Raw genomic sequence first — 17964 nt, 5'->3', positions numbered from 1 at the left:
CATGGATCCCGGGGTTCGATGTCAACGCGTATAGCTGCCAAGCGCTCCCGCCCCAATCCCGCCGCGAAAAGGATTGTTTGAAGCCATGCGAAAGCGCTAAGACCGGGTTCATGCGTACACCATTCCGCCGCGCCCTGGCGCTCGCCATCGTTCCCGTGCTCGCTTTCTCGGTGGCCGGGTGCGCCAAGAAGGCCAAGTCCGATCTGCCCTATGTGGCGCGCGACGTGGGCACGCTCTACAGCGCGGCCAAGCAGCGGCTGGACCAGCGCCAGTACAAGCAGGCGGCGGCATTGTTCGACGAAGTCGAGCGCCAGCATCCCTATTCGATCTGGGCGCGCCGCGCGCAGCTGATGGGCGCGTTCAGCTATTATCTGAGCGGGGATTATACCGATGCCATCTCCTCGGCACAGCGCTTCCTCGCGGTGCATCCGGGCAATCGCGACGCGGCCTATGCCTATTATCTGATCGCCATCAGCTATTACGAGCAGATCAGCGACGTGACGCGCGATCAGAAGATCACGCAGCAGGCGCTCGATTCGCTGGGCGAGCTCACGCGCCGCTACCCGAACTCGCGCTACGCATCCGATGCGCGGCTCAAGATGGATCTGGTCCGGGATCACCTGGCCGGCAAGGAAATGGAGATCGGCCGCTTCTATGAAGGGCGCGGCCAGTGGCTTGCGGCGTCGCTGCGCTTCCGCGCGGTGGTCGACAATTACGAGACCACGACGCACGTGCCGGAGGCGCTGCTGCGGCTGACCGAAGTCTATCTGGCGCTCGGCGTGCCTGCGGAAGCGCAGAAGTCCGCCGCGGTGCTCGGTGCCAATTATCCCGGCACCGACTGGTATGACCGCGCCTATAAGCTGATGCAGTCCAATCAGGACAAGCTGGCCAAGGCAACCGCTCCCGCAAGCTGATCCGCAAAGTGGTTTCCGCCACTTTTGTTCTTTATGTGTTCCTGTCATAGGAAAGCCGCATGCTGACGGCGCTTTCCATTCGCGATGTTGTGCTGATCGAGGCGCTGGACCTGGAGTTCGGCGAAGGACTCGGCGTGCTCACCGGCGAAACCGGTGCGGGCAAGTCGATCCTGCTCGATGCGCTGGGGCTGGCGCTGGGCGCGCGCGGCGAGACGGGGCTGGTCCGTCAGGGCGCGGCGCAGGCGGTGGTCACCGCCACCTTCGATACGCCGCCCGCCGGTGGCGCGGTCGCCCAGGTCTTTGCCGAAAACGGGCTGGAGCTTGAACCCGGCGAGCCGCTGATCGTCCGCCGCATCGTCAAGTCCGATGGCGGCAGCCGCGCCTTTCTCAACGATCAGCCCGCCTCTGCGGGGCTGCTGCGCGAACTGGCGCCGCATCTGGTGGAGATTCACGGCCAGCATGACGATCGCGGCCTGCTCAATCCGCGCGGGCACCGGGCGCTGCTCGATGCCTTCGGCCGGCTCGATGCCGCGCCGGTAGCCGCTGCGCACAAGGCGTGGCGCGATGCAGAAGCGGCGCTGGCGCAGGCGCAGGGCGAGCAGGACGCCGCCGAGCGCGATCGCGAATGGCTGGAGCATGCCGTTGCCGAACTGCGCGCGCTGGCGCCGGAGCCGGGCGAGGAGGAAATCCTGGCCGGCCGCCGCGCGGCGATGCAGCGCGGCGAAAAGATTGCGGGCGAGCTCCAGTCGATCGCCGGCCTGCTGGAGGGGTCGGATGGCGGGCTCACCCGGTTGCGTCAGGCCGCGCGCATCCTCGATCGCATCGGCCAGGATCATGCCCTGCTCGGCGAGGCGCTGGCGGCGCTCGACGGCGCAATCGCCCAGGCTGCCGAGGCGCAGGAAAAGGTCGATGCCGCCGCCGAAGCGCTGGCGTTCGATCCCGGTGCGCTGGAGGCGGACGAGACGCGCCTGTTCGAATTGCGCGGGGTCGCGCGCAAGCATCGCGTCCAGCCGGACGATCTCGCCGCGCTGCATGACGAGCTTTCCGCCCGGCTGGATCGCATCGAAGGCGGGGGCGCGGGGATTGCGGCGCTCGCGCTGGCGGCGGAGGAAACCCACCGCGCCTATCGCGAAGCCGCGCGGGCCCTCTCGGAGGCACGCAGCGAAGCCGCTTCCCGGCTCGATCTTGCCGTCGAAGGCGAACTCAGGCCGCTCAAGCTCGATGCCGCCCGCTTCCGCACCCAGGTCGAGCCGCTCGACGAATCGCAATGGTCGCCATCAGGCATGGACCGCGTCGAATTCCTCGTCTCGACCAATCCCGGCGCACCCTTCGCGCCGCTGATCAAGATCGCCTCGGGCGGCGAATTGTCGCGCTTCATCCTCGCGATGAAGGTGGCGCTTGCCGAAGAGGGCGGGGCGCGCACGCTGATCTTCGACGAGATCGACCGCGGCGTGGGCGGCGCGGTGGCGAGCGCGATCGGCGAGCGGCTGGCGCGGCTGGCGGGCGGCGCGCAGGTGCTGGTGGTGACGCACAGCCCCCAGGTCGCGGCGCGCGGTGCCCGCCACCTGCTGATCGCCAAGTCGCACGACGGCGTCGTCACCCGCACCGGCGTAACCCCGCTCGACTCCGATCAGCGGCGCGAGGAGATCGCCCGCATGCTCTCCGGCGCGGAGATCACCGACGAAGCCCGCGCCCAGGCGGAGCGGCTGATCGAGCCCGCTTAACCATTCTGAACGAACCCGCCGGTTTTGCGACAAACGGTGACAAAAAAGATACGCAGCCGGTACATCCTGGCGACAGGCGGGGGACATATATCTCCTCACAGGCCGTTACCCCCCAATCAACGGCCCAGGCTTTGAAAGAGGAGTAGAGTACCATGAAGAAGTTCACGATGATGATCGCAGGTATCGGCATTGCGGCCGCAGCCATCCCCGCCACGGCGATTGCCGCTCCGGCTTCGCAGCCCGGCTATGACATGCAGCGCGGCGGCACCTGGCAGAACATCAACGCCCGCCAGAACCGGATCGAGGCGAAGATCAACCAGGGCATCCGTTCGGGTGCGATCGATCGCCGCGAAGCAGCCCGCCTGCGGGCCGAGTTCCGCCAGATCGAGCGTCTCGAGGCCCAGTATCGCCGCTCGCGTCCCGGCCTGACCCAGGCTGAGCGTATCGACCTCGACCGCCGCTTCGATCGTCTGGAGCGCAGCATCCGGATCGCGAAGAATGATCGCGATCATCGCGGCCCGGGTCACCGCCGCTAAGGCAAGCTCCCCAGCGGGGGCGAAGACGGGCTCCGCCGAAAGGCGGGGCCCGTTTGCTTGTCAGCCACAGCTCATCGCGTTGGAAAATCCGCGCCAGCGCATCTGCGCCGTCCGCTCGGTGCGATCATACAGCACCGCCAGCGGCTCGCGCTCGCCGCCCGGCCCGGTGGTTCGCCGCACCTCGGCATAGAGCATCGCGATCCCGCCTCGTGAGCGGCTGACCAGCACCCGTCCTTCCGAACAGCCCGAATAGGCGCAGATCGAGAGCATGTTGCCCCGCCGCGTCAGGCCCATCGGAGTAAAGCCCTGATCGCCGGTGACTGTGCATTTGCCAGCGTCACATGCGATCTCGGCCTCCAGGTTGCGGCAGTTGAAATCCTGCGCCGCCGCCGGGATCGGGGCGAGCAGGGCAAGGAGCATGAGGGTGCGCATGGCGCAGACCCTAGCGCAGCGGCTTGCCGCTGTCCTTCCACTTGTCGAGGATCTGCGAGCTCGAATCGTCCTCGCTCGCCACCTTCGCCGCGATCGGCGCTCCGCTCTGCGCATAGGCCGGCTGCACCTGGATCGGCGTGGGCACCGGCACAGGCGCGCGTCCCGCCACCGGCGTCGCAATGGGTGCGGGGGCTGCGGCGACGGCGCTCGGATGCGGGCCGGGCACCGGTTCGCCCCCGCGATACGCCGATCGAAACGCGCCGGACGTGCCCCAATAGCCTTTCCAGCGGTGGAAAAAGTGCGCGCCGAACACCCCGGTCATCACCAGGCTGCGGTTCCACGAGGGCGTCACGGCATAGGTATGGTAATGCGTCGCCATGCCCACCGGCGCGAAGACGCTGCCGCCCAGCGCATCGGCGGCCACGCGCGCGGCGCGCACCCAATATTCGCGCGCGGGCTGGCCTCCGCGCGTCATCGCGCCATCGCACGCAAAGCTGAACTGGCAGCCGCTCTTTTCCGAACCTTGAAACACCACGCCGCACACGGTGGAGGGGAAGGCCGGGTGGCGAACGCGATTGAGCACCACCTGCGCCACCGCGCGCTGGCCGTCATCGGGCTCGCGTGCGGCTTCGTAATAAATGGCGGTGGTCAGGCATTGCAGCGCCCGCGCCTTGTCGTTCGGCGAACCGGCGAGCTTGAAGGGCGTTGCGGGCTGGATCGTCTCGTCGAACACCGCGCCTTGCGGAACCGGCATGTCGGGCAGCTCGATCGTGCCCGTGGTCCCTGCTGCTGCGGCGGCCCGATCGTCGTCGATCGCCGTATAATAAGCCGCGCCGGGGAAATGATCCTCGGCTTCATAGCCCGTCACCGGGACTTTCACGGCGGGCTTCGTCGCGCCGGGGCCGATCGCCTGCGCGGAGAATCCGGCGCCGATCAGCGACACGAACGCCGCCGCCGCGATCCCCCGAACCTGCATCTTGGTGAAACGACGCCAGAACAAAGCCAAAAAACCCCACGCGGCCGAGCGCGGAATATAGGGCAATATCCTAACGCTTTCGCCTGCTGATTTGGCGGCGTCCCGCGTCGAAACACTTGATGGTTAAGGTAATTTTTATCGAACACCCACACGTCGTCACCCCGGACTTGACCCGGGGGTCCCGCTTCTTCTTCGCAACTTGAGGGTTCTCCGGCTGGCGCGTCACCTGCAAAATAGCGGGACCCCGGGTCAAGCCCGGGGTGACAAAAGGAAGAGCGTCAATATGCACTGGCCGCCAGCCACCGACTTCACTCCCTTCCTCTCCGTCGTCCCCGCGCAAGCGGGGACCCAGAGCCCAAAGCGCGCCGCCCGTAACCCTGGGGGGCGAACACCAGCCAAGCTTTGTCACCCCGGGCTTGCCCCGGGGTCCCGCTTCTTCTTCGCAACTTAAGGGTTCTCCGGCTGGCGCGTCACCTGCAAAATAGCGGGACCCCGGGTCAAGCCCGGGGTGACAAGAGTAAGAGCGTCAAGATGCACTGGCAGCCAGCCACCGACTTCACTCCCTCCATCTCCGTCATCCCCGCGCAAGCGGGGACCCGGAGCCCAAAGCGCGCCGCCCGTAACCCTGGAACCTCGCTTGCGCGGGGATGACGCTAATAGGACGGGGAGCGAACACCAGCCAAGCTTCGTCACCCCGGGCTTGACCCGGGGTCCCGCTTCTCCCCTGCATACCGCAAGGCTTCCCGGAACTATCGGTTAGACCCGATGCCGGTCATCGCGCACCGCTCATAACCCCCTGGGTCTCCGCTCGCGCGGCGATGACGCCAAAGGGTGACGGATCAATCCTGCCCCTTCGCCCTCGCGTAGCGCGCCCGGAATCCATTCGCGAACTCGCTCAGCCGCCCCGCCGCGATCGCCGCGCGCAGGTCGCTCATCAGATGCTGATAGAAATACAGATTATGCTCGGTCATCAGCATCGCGCCCAATATCTCCCCCGCGCGCACGAGGTGGTGGATATAGGCCCGGCTAAAGCCGGTGCAGCTCGGGCAGGGGCATTCGGGATCGAGCGGCCCCTGATCCTCCGCGAATTTGGCATTGCGGATGTTGATCGGCCCGGTTCGCGTGAACGCCTGGCCCGTGCGGCCGCTCCGCGTCGGCAGCACGCAATCGAACATGTCGATGCCGCGCTCCACCGCGCCGACAATGTCGTCGGGCTTGCCCACGCCCATCAGATAGCGCGGCTTTGCCGGATCGAGCTGGCCCGGCGCATAATCGAGCACGCCGAACATCGCTTCCTGCCCTTCGCCCACCGCGAGGCCGCCCACCGCATAGCCGTCAAAGCCGATATCGAGCAGCACGTCGGCGCTCCATTTGCGAAGCTTTTCGTCGAGCGCGCCTTGCTGGATGCCGAAGATCGCATTGTTCTCCGCATGCGTTCCGCCCGCATCGAACCCCGCGCGGCTGCGCTTCGCCCAGCGCATCGATCGCTCCATCGCCGCCGCCTGCACTTCCTTGGTTGAGGTGGTCGGCACCAGCTCGTCGAACGCCATGACGATGTTCGAGCCCAGCAGCCGCTGGATCTCCATCGATCGCTCTGGGCTCAGCATGTGGCGCGTGCCGTCGAGGTGCGATTTGAAGACGATGCCCTCTTCGCTCCGCTTGGTCAGGTCCGACAGGCTCATCACCTGATATCCGCCGCTATCGGTCAGGATGGGTCGGTCCCAGCCCATGAAATCGTGCAGCCCGCCCAGCCGCGCGACCCGCTCCGCGCCCGGCCGCAGCATCAGGTGATAGGTGTTGCCCAGCAGGATATCCGCGCCGCTGGCGCGCACGTCCTGCGGCTTCACGGCCTTCACCGTGGCTGCGGTGCCGACCGGCATAAAGGCGGGCGTGCGGATCTCGCCGCGCTGCATCGCAATGGTGCCGATGCGCGCCTTTCCGTCGGTTGCGGAGATGGTGAACTGGAAACGGGGAGCGGTTGTCGTCATGGCACGGTGCCTTGCCGCGTCAGGCCGCGGAATCCAACCGATTCCTCCCCCGGCCACCAGCCGCCGGCATCGCCCGCCATCTCCGTTAGCGGGCCACCGCCCAGACTCCGTCATCCCGGCCTCGCGCCGGGGTCCCGCTTGCTTCCTCCATACCCAGGAGCGCGCGGGCCAGCCCTCATCAAGCTTGCAATGTAGGATTTCGCTTGCTTGTGTCTCAGGCCGCAGCGTTCAGCGCTGCCGCTCTTTGAAACGTCGGGCACCATTCGCGCACGGAAATTTCCTACCTGCGTAACTTTATTTCGTGACGGGCTCCGCAAAACGCGCTCCTTGGTGTCACCTTAGTGTCACCTTTCGCGCGTCAATCGCGGTGCGCGCCGACGTAATCCAATATGTCCTGCGGCGCGCGAAACATGGCGTCGGGCCGTGTCGCCGCCAGAGCCTGTTCGCGGGCATAGCCCCACAGAACCGATCCGGCGCGCATGCCCACCTCGCGCGCGGAATCCACGTCGCGGGTCTCGTCGCCGATCGCGAGCGTCTCTGCCGCTGGCACGCCCAGTCGCTTGAGCACGCGGCGAAACTTGGGTGCCTTGCCGAACAGCGACGATCCGCAGGCGTAGAAGGAGATCAGCGCCGCATTCTCCGGCCCCAGGATGCGCCGGGCATTATCCTCCGAATTCGAGGTCACCAACGCGATCTGCACGCCGATGGCGTTGATCTGCTGGAGCAGGTCCGGGGTGCCCGGGAACAGCTCGATCTGGCCGACATTGCGGCCGACCAGACGGCGGACATACCAGGCGATGAACGGCAGCTTCCAGCGCGAGATGCCGAGATACTGGATCACCTCGCGCGAGCTGCGGTGCCGCAGCATCTCGATCTCGTCGCCCTTCACCTTGCGGAAGTGGAAGATCCCCGCGAGGTGATCGATCATCGATATGAACCAGTCGCCGCTGTCGGAAAGCGTGCCGTCGAAGTCGAAGATCACCAGCCGGATCGGCGCGGGGGCGGGGGCGATCGGCGCATCAGCCATGCGCGTGCGCCTTTCCATGCAAGCGGCACTCCGCGCCGTCGCCCAGCTCGATCTGTATCGTGATGTGGTGGATGCGATGATCGTGCTCCAGCCGGTGCTGAAGATCGATCAGGAATGCGTCGCCCGGATGCCCGCCGGGCATGACGAGATGCGCGGTGAGCGCCGCTTCGGTGGTGCTCATCGGCCAGATGTGAAGATCGTGGACGCGGGTGACGCCGGGCAGTTCGGCGAGCGTCCGCTCAACCGCGCCGGCGTCGATGCCCGAGGGTACGGCCTGGAGCACCATGGTGAGCGATTCGGTGAACAGCCCCCAGCTGCTCCACAGGATCACGCCCACGATGAGCAGGCTGATGACCGGGTCGATCCACGCCGCCCCGGTGAACAGGATCAGCGCGCCGCCGATCACCACGCCGAGCGACACCGCCGCGTCCGCCGCCATGTGGAGATAGGCGCCGCGGATGTTGATGTCGCTCTTGCGCCCGCTGGCGAAGAGCATTGCGGTGCCCATATTGACGACGATGCCCACGCCCGCGACCAGCATGACCGTCGCGCCGGGCACATTCGCCGGCTCCGAGAAGCGCTGCACCGTCTCCAGCAGGATCGCGCCCACCGCGACGAACAGCAAAACGGCGTTGGTCAGCGCCGCCAGGATCGATGAGCCGCGCAGGCCATAGGTGAAGCGCGCCGAGGCAGGGCGCTTGGCCAGTTCCGCGCCGCCCCATGCGATCAGCAGCCCGAGTACGTCCGATAGGTTGTGCCCGGCATCGGCGAGCAAGGCGACCGAGTTGGTCCAGACGCCCGCCGCCGCTTCCACGCAGACAAAGGCGAGGTTGAGCACGGTCCCGATCGCGAAGGCGCGGCCGAAGTCGGCGGGAGCGTGATGGTGCCCCGCATGCTGGTGTCCTGCGTGCTCGTGCTTGTGATCGTGGGGCGCTGCCATCGACTCGACCTTAGCCTTGGCCGGGCATGAGATACTAGCGCTTGCGGCGCTTCCCGCCCTGGCCCGCTTCAAAAGCGGGCATTTGCGGACGGATCGTCACCAGTTCCCGGCGGGTCAGCACACCGTCCTTGTCGGTGTCGAAACGCGCGAAGAGCAGGCTGAATCGGTCGGCCAGCTCGCCGAAGCTGATCCTGTTGTCGCCGTCGCGGTCGGTTTCGAAGGGGCTGGGCAGGGTGTTGCGGTCACCCAGCCAGCGTTCGGACCAGTCGGAGAACGCGATATAGCCCAGCGTCCCGTCGCGCGGGTTTGCGCTTTCGAAGCTGTGGCGCAGGCCTGCATCGAATTCGGCACGCGTGACGCGCGCATCGCCGTCCGAATCGAATGCGGCAATCATCATCGCAACCGGCTCGACGATCACGGTCGCTGCGGGTTGCGGAGCCGGGGCGGCCGACGCCGGATTTCCCGCCGCCGCCGGCGTCCGGGTCTGCGCCAGCACGGGATTCGCGGCGGTAAGCGCCATGATGGTCAAAAACAGGCGCATCCAAACCTCCGCGATCTGCAAAAATCTCTAGCTCCATCCCCGCCGCGGCGAAAGTGGGCATTTCCCGTGACATAAGGGCAACAGGGCGGCGGATAGTCGACGAATTACGACATTGGTCGATAGTGCTGGCTGAGTCCGGCGCTTGACAAAATGCAGCCCGCTCGAAATGCTCACTCGCAAGATAGTGAAAACTACAAAGAGGAGGGGACAATGAAGGCGGATTCACGTCGTGTGTCGATGGCGGCAATTGCAATTGCGTCATTGAGTCTGGGTTGGGGGGCGCCCGCGTTGGCGCAGGAAGCGCAGCTTCCGCAGACGGCTCCAGCAGAACAGGCCGATGACGATGCGGGAATTGTCGTCACCGGATCGTTGATCCGCGGAACGCCTCTCGACACCGCCTTGCCGGTCGAAGTCTATTCGCAGGTCGAGATGGAGCGCCGCGGTTCGCCGAACGCGCTGGATTTTGCAAAGAGCCTCACCATTTCGGGTCCGACGACCGGCGAATCCTATTATTTCGGCGGCCCCGCTTCCACGGGTTCGGTCCAGTACAATCTGCGCGGCCTGGGCGCGAGCAAGACGCTGGTGCTGCTCAACGGGCGGCGGATGAACATCAACACTGCCAACGTGCCCTCGATCGCGATGGGCCGGGTCGAGATCCTCAAGGACGGCGCGGCGGTGACCTATGGCGCGGACGCGACCGGCGGCGTCGTCAACTTCATCACCCGCGACCGCTTCGTCGGCCTGACCGGCGAGGCGCGCTACAAGTTCATCGACGGGTCGAAGGGCGATTATTATGCCGGCCTGCTCGCCGGCGTGGGATCAGGCGACGTCAACATCATGGCGTCGGTCGAATATGAGCGCCGTTCGCGCCTCAAGGCGATCGAGCGCGATTTCGTCCGCGAATCGCTCGATCCCACCAAGGCGGGCTACAACCCTGCGCCATGGTCGACCCTGACGAACCTTACCGGCTGGACCGTGCGCGGACCGCTGCCCGCGAGCCCGAGCGTCGCCAACGAATTCGGCGCTGCGATCGGCTACGTCACCGATTTCACGCCGGCCAGCTGCGCGGCAGTGGGTGGCCGCTACGACAACGCCTATACCTGCGCGTACAACTACATCTCTTATTACGACCTCGTGTCCAAGACCGACACCTGGCGCGGCTATCTGCAGATCAGCGGCCGGCTGAACGACGATATCAGCTTCCACGTCGATGGGTCCTATGCCCGCGTGACCGTGCCGGAGATCATCGCGTCGCCGTCGCAGCCGGTGGTCAATGGCCCGGCGATGGCGACGGGTGCGGTTGATCAGTTCTATGTGCCGATCACCAATCCCTACGCTGCGGCCTTTGCCACGCGGAACGGCATCGTCGGCGCATCGGGCTTCACCCCGACGACGTACCGCATGCTCGGCCATGGCGGTAACAACGCGCTGACCGATGACGGCTACGGCGTCCCCGATCGCGCGGACAATGAGGTTTTCCGCGTCTCGGCCAATGTCAACGGCAAGCTCGGCGACTGGGCGGGCTTCGCGCGGAACGTGAATTTCGATGCGGCGGCGACCTACAACAATGTCCGAAACTACCTGACCCACCCGGACACGCTTGGGTTCCGGCTGCAACAGGCGCTGAACGGCTTCGGCGGCGCGGGTTGCAACGCGCCCGATCTCGATCCCAACCGCTTCGGCACGCAGAACCCGGCGCTGGCCGGGGTCGGAAACTGTAAATACTGGAATCCCTTCTCCTCGTCCTTCGCCAACCAGCCGGTGCTCGGGCTCGCCAACCCAAATTATGTGGCGGGCAGCGAGAATTCGAAGGAACTGATCCGCTGGATGTTCAGCAAGCGCGAGCAGGAGACGGTGAGCCAGGACCTGACGGTCGATCTGGTGTTCAGCGGCAAATCCGGCATCGTTCTGCCTGGTGGGGACGTAAGCTGGGCGCTGGGTGGCCAGTTGCGCTGGTTCGACGTTCGCTCGCAGGTACTGGATCCGTATGACAACGGCACCGTGCAGTGCGAGTGGCCGCACGGGACGACCAGCACGAACGGCGTCGGATCGACCCCGATGGAGGCAAATCCCCTCCCGACGACCAGCCCCAATTATCGCGGCTGCACTCCCAATGCGCCCGGTCCGTTCGTGCTGTTCGCGCCGATTGCGCCCTATCATCTCGAGCGCCAGCAAAAGTCAGTGTTCGGCGAAATCCAGATCCCCGTGTTCGACCAGTTCAGCATCCAGGCGGCGGCGCGGCGCGAGGAGTTCTCTGGCGGCCTGAGCGCTACGGTTTACAAGGTCGCGGGCAAGTTTAACGTGTTTGGCCCGCTGACGCTGCGTGCATCCTATGGCACCAACTACCAGACGCCGCCCCTGGGCACGGTGCCTGGGCAGGTGAACGTTGCCGCGCGCAACATCACGATTGCCGGAGGAAACTGGCTGGCGGCCAACTTCGTCACCGCCGCGAGCATCAAGCCCGAGACGGCGACCACCGCCAATGTCGGCGCGGTCTGGGATAGCGGCGGCTTTGGAGCGGGCCATCGCTTCCATCTGAGCGTGGACTATTTCGACATCCGCACCAAGGACGAGGTGGGCCAGCTCGCCGATCCGAACCAGATCGCCAACCTGGTGTTCAATGGTGCGGGCGGGACGATCACGACCTGCAACGCGTCCACCCAGCCGTTGCTCAACCGCATCACCTTCAATGCCGGCTGTGCCGTCGGCATGAGCGCGGTCGGCAGCTTCTCGGCGATAACAACGGTTGTCGGCAATGGACCCGGCCAGACAACCAACGGCTTCGACGTGCAGGCTGCTTACACGCTGCCACTAGGTGGGGGCGAACTCGGCATCCATGCTGCGGCGACGATCCTGACTGCTCTCCGCACCGGTCCCACTTCGCTCGATGGCGTGGTGATCTCGACCGGCGACAATCGCCTCGGCACGCTGAACTTCGCGACATTCGCCAATGCCGCGCCGAAGGTGCGGGCGAACGGCAACCTCAACTATAATATCGGCGGCCACAACATCCGGGCGACGATGAACTATATCTCGGCGGTGACCGATGAGCGGGCGGGCATCCAATATGGTGAGAAGGGCCGCGATTGGGTGACCTTCGACCTCGCTTACCGGTTTGCGTTGAGCGACAATCTTGCCCTTACCGCTGGTGTCACCAACCTCCTGGATCGCGATCCGCCGCGGGCGCAGGAGGAATATGGCTTCGATCCCTGGATGGCCAACGGCCTAGGCCGTGTCGTCCAGCTCGGGATCAAGGCCGGCTTCTAACCACTCTATACTCCCGAACTCAGGGCAGGCGCTTCGGTGCCTGCCCTTCTTTATGGGAGCAGCAGCGATGCGTCGCCATAGCTGTAGAAACGGTAGCCACCCTCTATTGCATGGGCATAGGCCGCCTGCATCGTGTCCAGCCCCATCAGCGCCGATACCAGCATGAACAGGGTGGAGCGTGGCAGGTGGAAGTTCGTGACCAGCCCGTCCACGCCCTTGAAGCGATAGCCGGGGGTGATGAAAATCGCGGTGTCACCTTCGAACGGGCGGATCACATTGTCCTCACCGCTGGCGCTCTCGATCAGGCGCAGGCTGGTGGTGCCGACAGCGATCACCCGGCCCCCGCGTGCGCGGATGGCGTTCAGCCGGTCTGCCGTGGCGGCATCGATGCGGCCCCATTCGGCGTGCATTCTGTGCTCGCTCGTATCGTCTGCCTTGACCGGCAGGAAGGTGCCCGCACCGACATGGAGCGTCAGGGTTGCGTGCTCGATACCTGCAGCTTCAAGGCTTGCGATGAGCGCGGGCGTAAAGTGCAGCGCCGCAGTCGGCGCGGCGACGGCACCCGGCTCGCTCGCGAACATCGTCTGGTAATCCTCCGCGTCGCGCGCGTCGGTCGGGCGCTTGGAGGCGATATAGGGCGGGAGCGGCATCCGGCCGCAGCGCTGGAGCAGCAGCTCGACCGGCTCTTCGCCTGCGAAATCGAGCGCGAAGCTGCCATCCTCGCCGCGATGCGATGCGATCGCACCGACGCCTTCGCCAAAATCGATCGTGTCGCCATCGCGCAGTTTCTTCGCGCCGCGAATGAAGGCACGCCAGCGTCGCGGCCCCTCACGCTTGTGCAGCGTCGCGCCGATCCGCGCCGCCCCGCGCAGGCCTTCGAGTTGCGCCGGGATCACCCGCGTATCGTTGAACACCAGGCAATCGCCCGGCCGAAGCATCGCGGGCAGATCGCTGACCAGTGCATCGCGGAGTGTTGCGCCCTGGGCGAGCAGCATCCGCGCGGAATCGCGCGGCGATGCGGGCCTGAGCGCGATCCGCTCCGCCGGCAGCTCGAAATCGAAAAGATCGACGTTCATTGGTGTCTGCCCGCCGAAGCGGTTAGGGGACCAGCTTCACGCGAGTCTCACCCTCGGGCAGCGCCTTGGGAGCGGCTGCAGGCGCTGCCTCATAAGGCGGCGGACCGTCGGCGAGGACATAAGCGCGCAGGATCTTGGTGGGATTCTCGGGCGGCTCGCCGCGCTCGATCTTGTCGACCCATTCCATGCCCGAGGCGACGCGACCGAATACGGTATAGTTCCGGTCGAAGCCCAGACGCGGGCCGAACATGATGAAGAACTGGCTGTTCGCGCTGTTCGGGTCCGAAGTGCGCGCAGCAGACACGGCCCCGCGAACATGGGGCAGCGAATTGAATTCGGCGGGGACGTCCGGAAGATCGGATTCGCCCGTTCCCGTGCCTGTCGGATCACCGCCCTGCGCCATGTTCTCGTCGCCGTCGATCACGCGGTGAAAGACGATTCCATCATAGAAATGCTTGCGGGTAAGCGTCTTGACCTGCTCGACCATCTTGGGCGCCGCATCTGGGCGGAGCCGGATGGTCACGCGGCCGCCCGACGATAGATCGAGCACCCAGGTATTTTCAGGGTCGGCGGGCACCACCGAGGGCAGCACCGAATAGGAAGCCAGATCCGCTCCAACGCCCTTCAACGGTTCCGCAGCCGGCTTAGGCTTGCCGCGCTGGGCGAGGGCCGGCGAAACAGTAAGCGTCGCGGCGGCGACTGCAGCCAGAAGTGCCAAGAAACGCATCTCATCCCCACAAAGCGGAAAATTACAAGCGACCGTCTAGAGCAATCCGCCCGCGCCGCAAAGCGAACTCAGCTGCCCTTGCGACCAATCGCCTGGACGCGCTGGACGACCTCCGTCTCGACGCGGGCAGGCACGAACTTGCGAATATCGCCGCCATAGATCGCGATCTCCTTCACCAGCCGGCTCGCGATCGGCTGGAGCGAGACATCTGCCATCAGGAAGACGGTCTCGATCCGTTGGTTCAGTTGCTGGTTCATCCCCGCCATCTGATACTCATACTCGAAATCCGCGACGGCGCGCAGCCCGCGCACGATCACGCTCGCCCCTTGCCGCTCTGCGAAATCCATCAGCAGCGAATCGAAACTGACGACCTGGATACCCTCGATCCCAGCAGTCTCGCGCACGACCATCGCCATCCGCTCTTCGACCGTGAACATCGGGTTTTTGGAGGGATTGGTGGTGACGCCTATAACCAAACGGTCGACGAGCTTGGCGCCGCGGCGGATGATGTCCATGTGGCCGAGTGTGATCGGATCGAAGGTGCCGGGATAAACGCCGATGCGGATCGTCATGTCGCCCCCTATCGATCGCGTTCGAGCGTGTAGCGCGCGATATCGCGCAGCAGATCGGCTTCCGGGCCGTAGGATTTGAGGTGTGCGATCGCCTGATCGACCAGCAAAGCGGCCTGGCTGCGCGCGCGATCGGGCCCCAGCAGGCTGAGGAAGGTTTCCTTGCCCGCCACGCCATCCTTGCGCAGCTTCTTGCCCGCCAGCGCCTCATCGCCCTCGGCGTCAAGCAGATCGTCGGCGATCTGAAAGGCGAGGCCGATGTCACGCGCATAGCCGCGCAGGCCGGTGCGCGCCTCCGGCGTGAGACGCGCCAGGATCGCCGCGCTCTCCACGGCGCACGCGATCAGCGCCCCGGTCTTCATCGCCTGCAGCCGCGTGACGGTGGGAAGGTCGAAGCTGGTCTTCTCCGCCTCCAGATCCATCATCTGCCCGCCCGCCATGCCGGAAGGCCCCGAGCTATGGGACAGGCACGCGATCAGCTCCACGCGCACGAACGGATCGGCATGGGTCGCCTCGTCAGCGAGGATCTCGAACGCCAGCGCATGGAGGCAATCGCCCGCAAGAATCGCGGTCGCCTCGTCGAACTGGCGATGGACGGTCGGCTTACCCCGGCGGACATCGTCATTGTCCATTGCCGGCAGATCGTCATGGATCAGCGAATAGACGTGGATGCACTCCACCGCCGTCGCAACCCGCGCGGCGCAGGTCTTGTCCACGCCGAACAATTGCGCGGTGGCGAAAACCAGCAAGGGCCGCAGCCGCTTGCCGCCGCTGATTGCTGCGTGCCGCATCGCGCGATACAAATTCTCGCGCGGGTCGCTGGGGATGGCGAGAAGCTTGTCGAACTGCCGGTCGACTTCGGCAGAGACCTGCCGCAACGCGGTCTGGAGCGCCAGGCTAGCCTGAGCCACCGTCGCCACTCAGTTCGCAGCGAACGGGGTGGTGCCGGCCGCCCGGCCTTCGGAATCGGTGCGGATCGCTTCGATGCGCGCCTGCGCGGCATCGAGTCGCGCTGCGCACTGGCTGCGCAGCCGATCACCGCGCTCGTACAGGTCGATCGCTTCCTGCAACTGCGCCTCGCCGCTTTCGAGGCGGCCGACGATCCGTTCCAGTTCCTTCAACGCTTCCTCGAACGAAAGCGCCGCGATGTCTGCTTCTTCTGCCATGCAAAGCGCTATGCGGCAGGGGGGCAGGGGATTGCAACCGGCGATGCGCGTCACATCTTGGAGCCACGATCCAGCGAAAGGCCAGCGCCCATGTTCACCAGCATCAATCCTGCGACCGGGGAAACCGTGGGTACGTATGAAGAGCTCGACGCCGATGGAATCGAGGCCGCGCTGGACCGCGCTGCCACCGCCTTCAAGGCGTGGCGCAACGCGCCGATTGAGCGCCGCGCCGCCCTGCTGAACGCTATCGCCGACCAATGGGAGGCGAACAAGCAGCATCTTGCCAAAATGGCGGTCAGGGAAATGGGCAAGCCGATCGCGGGCGCGATCGCCGAGGTGGAGAAGTGCATTCTCGGCTTTCGCCACTATGCCGAGCATGGGGCCGCCTATCTGGAGCCGGTGCGGGTGACGACGCCCGGGGGCGGACATACCGTTGCGCGCTGGCTGCCGATGGGGCCGGTGCTGGCGGTGATGCCGTGGAATTTTCCGTACTGGCAGGTGGTGCGCTTCATGGCACCGACGATCATGGCGGGCAATGTCGGGCTGCTGAAGCATGCCTCCAGCGTCCAGGGTTGCGCGGCGCTGATCCAGCAACTTGCGAGCGCGGCGGGAGCACCGGACGGGGTATTCCAGAACCTGCCGATCAAATCCGATCAGGTATCATCGATCATCGCGGACCGGCGTGTCGTGGCTGTGACCCTCACCGGCAGCGAAGGCGCGGGCACGAAGGTTGCGCAGGCGGCGGGGCGGGCGCTCAAGAAAGTGGTGCTGGAGCTTGGCGGCTCGGACCCGCTGATAGTGATGCCCTCCGCCGATCTCGACGCGGCGGCCAGGACCGCCGTGACAGGGCGCATCCAGAATGCCGGGCAAAGCTGCATCTGCTCGAAGCGGATGATCGTGCATGCGGATGTATATGACGCGTTCATGGCGCGCTTCACCGAGGGCATGAAGGCCGTGAAGATCGGCGACCCGATGGATGCGGCGAACCAGATGGGACCGCTTTCGAGCGTCCAGCAGCGTGACGCGGTGCTGGAGCAAGTGGCGCGGGCCAGGGAGGCGGGCGCAACGCTGTTGTTCGGGGGCGAGAAGATCGAGAGGGAAGGTGCCTGGATGACCCCCGGCGTGCTGGTCGGCATGGATCCGGAAAGCCATGTGGCGAAGGAGGAGATCTTCGGCCCGGTCGCTGCGGTGTACAAGGTCAACGACATCGAAGAAGCGATCGCGCTGGCGAACGATGTGCCTTACGGACTTGGTTCCTCCGTGTGGACGGAGGACGAGGCGGAGATCGAACGCTTTGCGCGCGACATCGAGGCCGGGATGACGGCGGTGAACACGCTGCTCTCCTCCACCCCCGCCGCACCCTTTGGCGGCGTGAAGCTATCGGGTCACGGGCGTGAGCTGGGGCCGTGGGGAATGCACGAGTTCATGAACCTGAAGGCAGTGATGTTCGGCGCACCGGAAAAGCTGGGGGACTAGGTCGTGAACACATAAACGACCGCTTTCGGCAGTAAGGCTGAACGGCCGACTAAGGGTGGGCCGCGGCCCTTTACGGCAACCATCCGTCATCCCGGACTGGTTCCGGGATCCACCATCGGCAAGAGCAGGACAGGACGCTCGCAAGTAATCGACGTCATCCCCGCGAAAGCGGGGACCCAGAGCCACACAGGACACTGCATGCAACCCTAGGTCCCCGCTTTCGCGGGGATGACGAAAAGGGTGCGCCTGCTCCAAGGGGATTAGCACCTAACAAGTCCGGGTGAAAAAGATTCGAGGTCCGCAATGGGTCGCGAGCCGACAGGCTGCTTTAATGAGTCTCGGCCTAAAGGGGCCGCACGTTGGGCTCATGCGCCGGACGCGCAACGCCAATATGGGGTTGCCTTCGCGCCGTCCCTCACGCCTTTTGTGACGAAATTCGAGACGGTGTCGTCCGCAGCTTGCTTCTGGCGAGCGTTCAATTGCGCGTCGGTAAGCCCCGATTGCCTGGCCTTGGCGACAATGTCCGGGGCACATTGGAAGACGCCGCGGACCGCCGAGTTTGCCAGTGTCGCGCTACTTGCGACTTCGCTGGGATGGGCGCATCC

16 protein-coding genes are annotated in these 17964 nt (G+C 65.5%); 5 read left to right on the top strand and 11 right to left on the bottom strand.

Features of this window, described 5'->3' with window-relative positions:
• The first annotated feature begins 110 nt into the window (after window positions 1-110).
• From SSO01S_RS07225 to SSO01S_RS07215, 3 genes are all read left to right on the top strand, one after another.
• Complete coding sequence (locus SSO01S_RS07225) at window positions 111-914, top strand: outer membrane protein assembly factor BamD (protein WP_066797342.1); 804 nt, start codon at window positions 111-113, stop codon at window positions 912-914.
• Between the two features lie 59 nt (window positions 915-973).
• Complete coding sequence (gene recN, locus SSO01S_RS07220) at window positions 974-2638, top strand: DNA repair protein RecN (protein WP_066797339.1); 1665 nt, start codon at window positions 974-976, stop codon at window positions 2636-2638.
• A gap of 152 nt (window positions 2639-2790) precedes the next feature.
• The gene (locus SSO01S_RS07215) at window positions 2791-3174 is read left to right on the top strand and encodes a hypothetical protein (protein ID WP_066797336.1); all 384 of its coding nucleotides are present in this window, start codon (window positions 2791-2793) and stop codon (window positions 3172-3174) included.
• Window positions 3175-3234: 60 nt separating this feature from the next.
• On the opposite strand, the gene SSO01S_RS07210 is transcribed toward SSO01S_RS07215, so the two are convergent.
• The 6 genes from SSO01S_RS07210 to SSO01S_RS07185 all read right to left on the bottom strand — a co-directional run bounded on the left by SSO01S_RS07210 (window position 3235) and on the right by SSO01S_RS07185 (window position 9078).
• Window positions 3235-3606: a hypothetical protein gene (locus SSO01S_RS07210; protein ID WP_066797333.1), complete on the bottom strand. Its 372-nt coding sequence runs from the start codon at window positions 3604-3606 to the stop codon at window positions 3235-3237.
• 10 nt (window positions 3607-3616) lie between these two features.
• Window positions 3617-4606 carry a cell wall hydrolase gene (locus SSO01S_RS07205; RefSeq protein WP_245646641.1) on the bottom strand — a complete coding sequence of 330 codons (990 nt, stop codon included), beginning with the start codon at window positions 4604-4606 and terminating at the stop codon, window positions 3617-3619.
• 815 nt (window positions 4607-5421) lie between these two features.
• On the bottom strand, window positions 5422-6570 hold the full coding sequence (gene tgt / locus SSO01S_RS07200) for a tRNA guanosine(34) transglycosylase Tgt (RefSeq protein WP_066797331.1): 1149 nt from the start codon (window positions 6568-6570) through the stop codon (window positions 5422-5424).
• 358 nt (window positions 6571-6928) lie between these two features.
• Window positions 6929-7597, bottom strand: a complete 669-nt coding sequence (locus tag SSO01S_RS07195; protein WP_083942894.1) for an HAD hydrolase-like protein — start codon at window positions 7595-7597, stop codon at window positions 6929-6931.
• Complete coding sequence (locus SSO01S_RS07190; RefSeq protein ID WP_066797326.1) at window positions 7590-8537, bottom strand: cation diffusion facilitator family transporter; 948 nt, start codon at window positions 8535-8537, stop codon at window positions 7590-7592. Before SSO01S_RS07190 ends, SSO01S_RS07195 begins: the two co-directional genes overlap by 8 nt.
• A 34-nt stretch (window positions 8538-8571) precedes the next feature.
• On the bottom strand, window positions 8572-9078 hold the full coding sequence (locus SSO01S_RS07185; protein ID WP_083942906.1) for an EF-hand domain-containing protein: 507 nt from the start codon (window positions 9076-9078) through the stop codon (window positions 8572-8574).
• Between the two features lie 288 nt (window positions 9079-9366).
• Between SSO01S_RS07185 and SSO01S_RS07180 the strand changes: the two genes are divergently transcribed.
• Window positions 9367-12345, top strand: coding sequence for a TonB-dependent receptor domain-containing protein (locus SSO01S_RS07180; protein ID WP_218000344.1), 2979 nt, complete (start codon window positions 9367-9369; stop codon window positions 12343-12345).
• A 50-nt stretch (window positions 12346-12395) separates the two neighbouring features.
• On the opposite strand, the gene queA is transcribed toward SSO01S_RS07180, so the two are convergent.
• From queA to SSO01S_RS07155, 5 genes are all read right to left on the bottom strand, one after another.
• Window positions 12396-13421 (bottom strand): tRNA preQ1(34) S-adenosylmethionine ribosyltransferase-isomerase QueA, encoded by a 1026-nt coding sequence (gene queA / locus SSO01S_RS07175; RefSeq protein WP_066797320.1) that lies wholly within the window; start codon window positions 13419-13421, stop codon window positions 12396-12398.
• Window positions 13422-13443: 22 nt separating this feature from the next.
• Window positions 13444-14148 (bottom strand): peptidylprolyl isomerase, encoded by a 705-nt coding sequence (locus SSO01S_RS07170; RefSeq protein ID WP_066797317.1) that lies wholly within the window; start codon window positions 14146-14148, stop codon window positions 13444-13446.
• Between the two features lie 68 nt (window positions 14149-14216).
• Window positions 14217-14714, bottom strand: a complete 498-nt coding sequence (gene coaD, locus SSO01S_RS07165) for a pantetheine-phosphate adenylyltransferase (protein WP_174520768.1) — start codon at window positions 14712-14714, stop codon at window positions 14217-14219.
• A 14-nt stretch (window positions 14715-14728) separates the two neighbouring features.
• Window positions 14729-15637 (bottom strand): polyprenyl synthetase family protein, encoded by a 909-nt coding sequence (locus SSO01S_RS07160; protein WP_066797312.1) that lies wholly within the window; start codon window positions 15635-15637, stop codon window positions 14729-14731.
• The gene (locus SSO01S_RS07155) at window positions 15638-15883 is read right to left on the bottom strand and encodes an exodeoxyribonuclease VII small subunit (RefSeq protein ID WP_066797310.1); all 246 of its coding nucleotides are present in this window, start codon (window positions 15881-15883) and stop codon (window positions 15638-15640) included.
• A 90-nt stretch (window positions 15884-15973) separates the two neighbouring features.
• Here SSO01S_RS07155 and SSO01S_RS07150 point away from each other — a divergent pair, with 90 nt between their 5' ends.
• Window positions 15974-17359, top strand: a complete 1386-nt coding sequence (locus tag SSO01S_RS07150; RefSeq protein WP_066797307.1) for an NAD-dependent succinate-semialdehyde dehydrogenase — start codon at window positions 15974-15976, stop codon at window positions 17357-17359.
• Window positions 17360-17964 lie beyond the last annotated feature (605 nt).

Origin of the sequence: Sphingomonas soli NBRC 100801 (assembly GCF_001591025.1) — a bacterium.
Taxonomy (GTDB): Bacteria; Pseudomonadota; Alphaproteobacteria; order Sphingomonadales; family Sphingomonadaceae; genus Sphingomonas; species Sphingomonas soli.
Note: the sequence above shows the minus strand (reverse complement) of the source record. Positions and strands in the feature narration are given on the sequence as shown.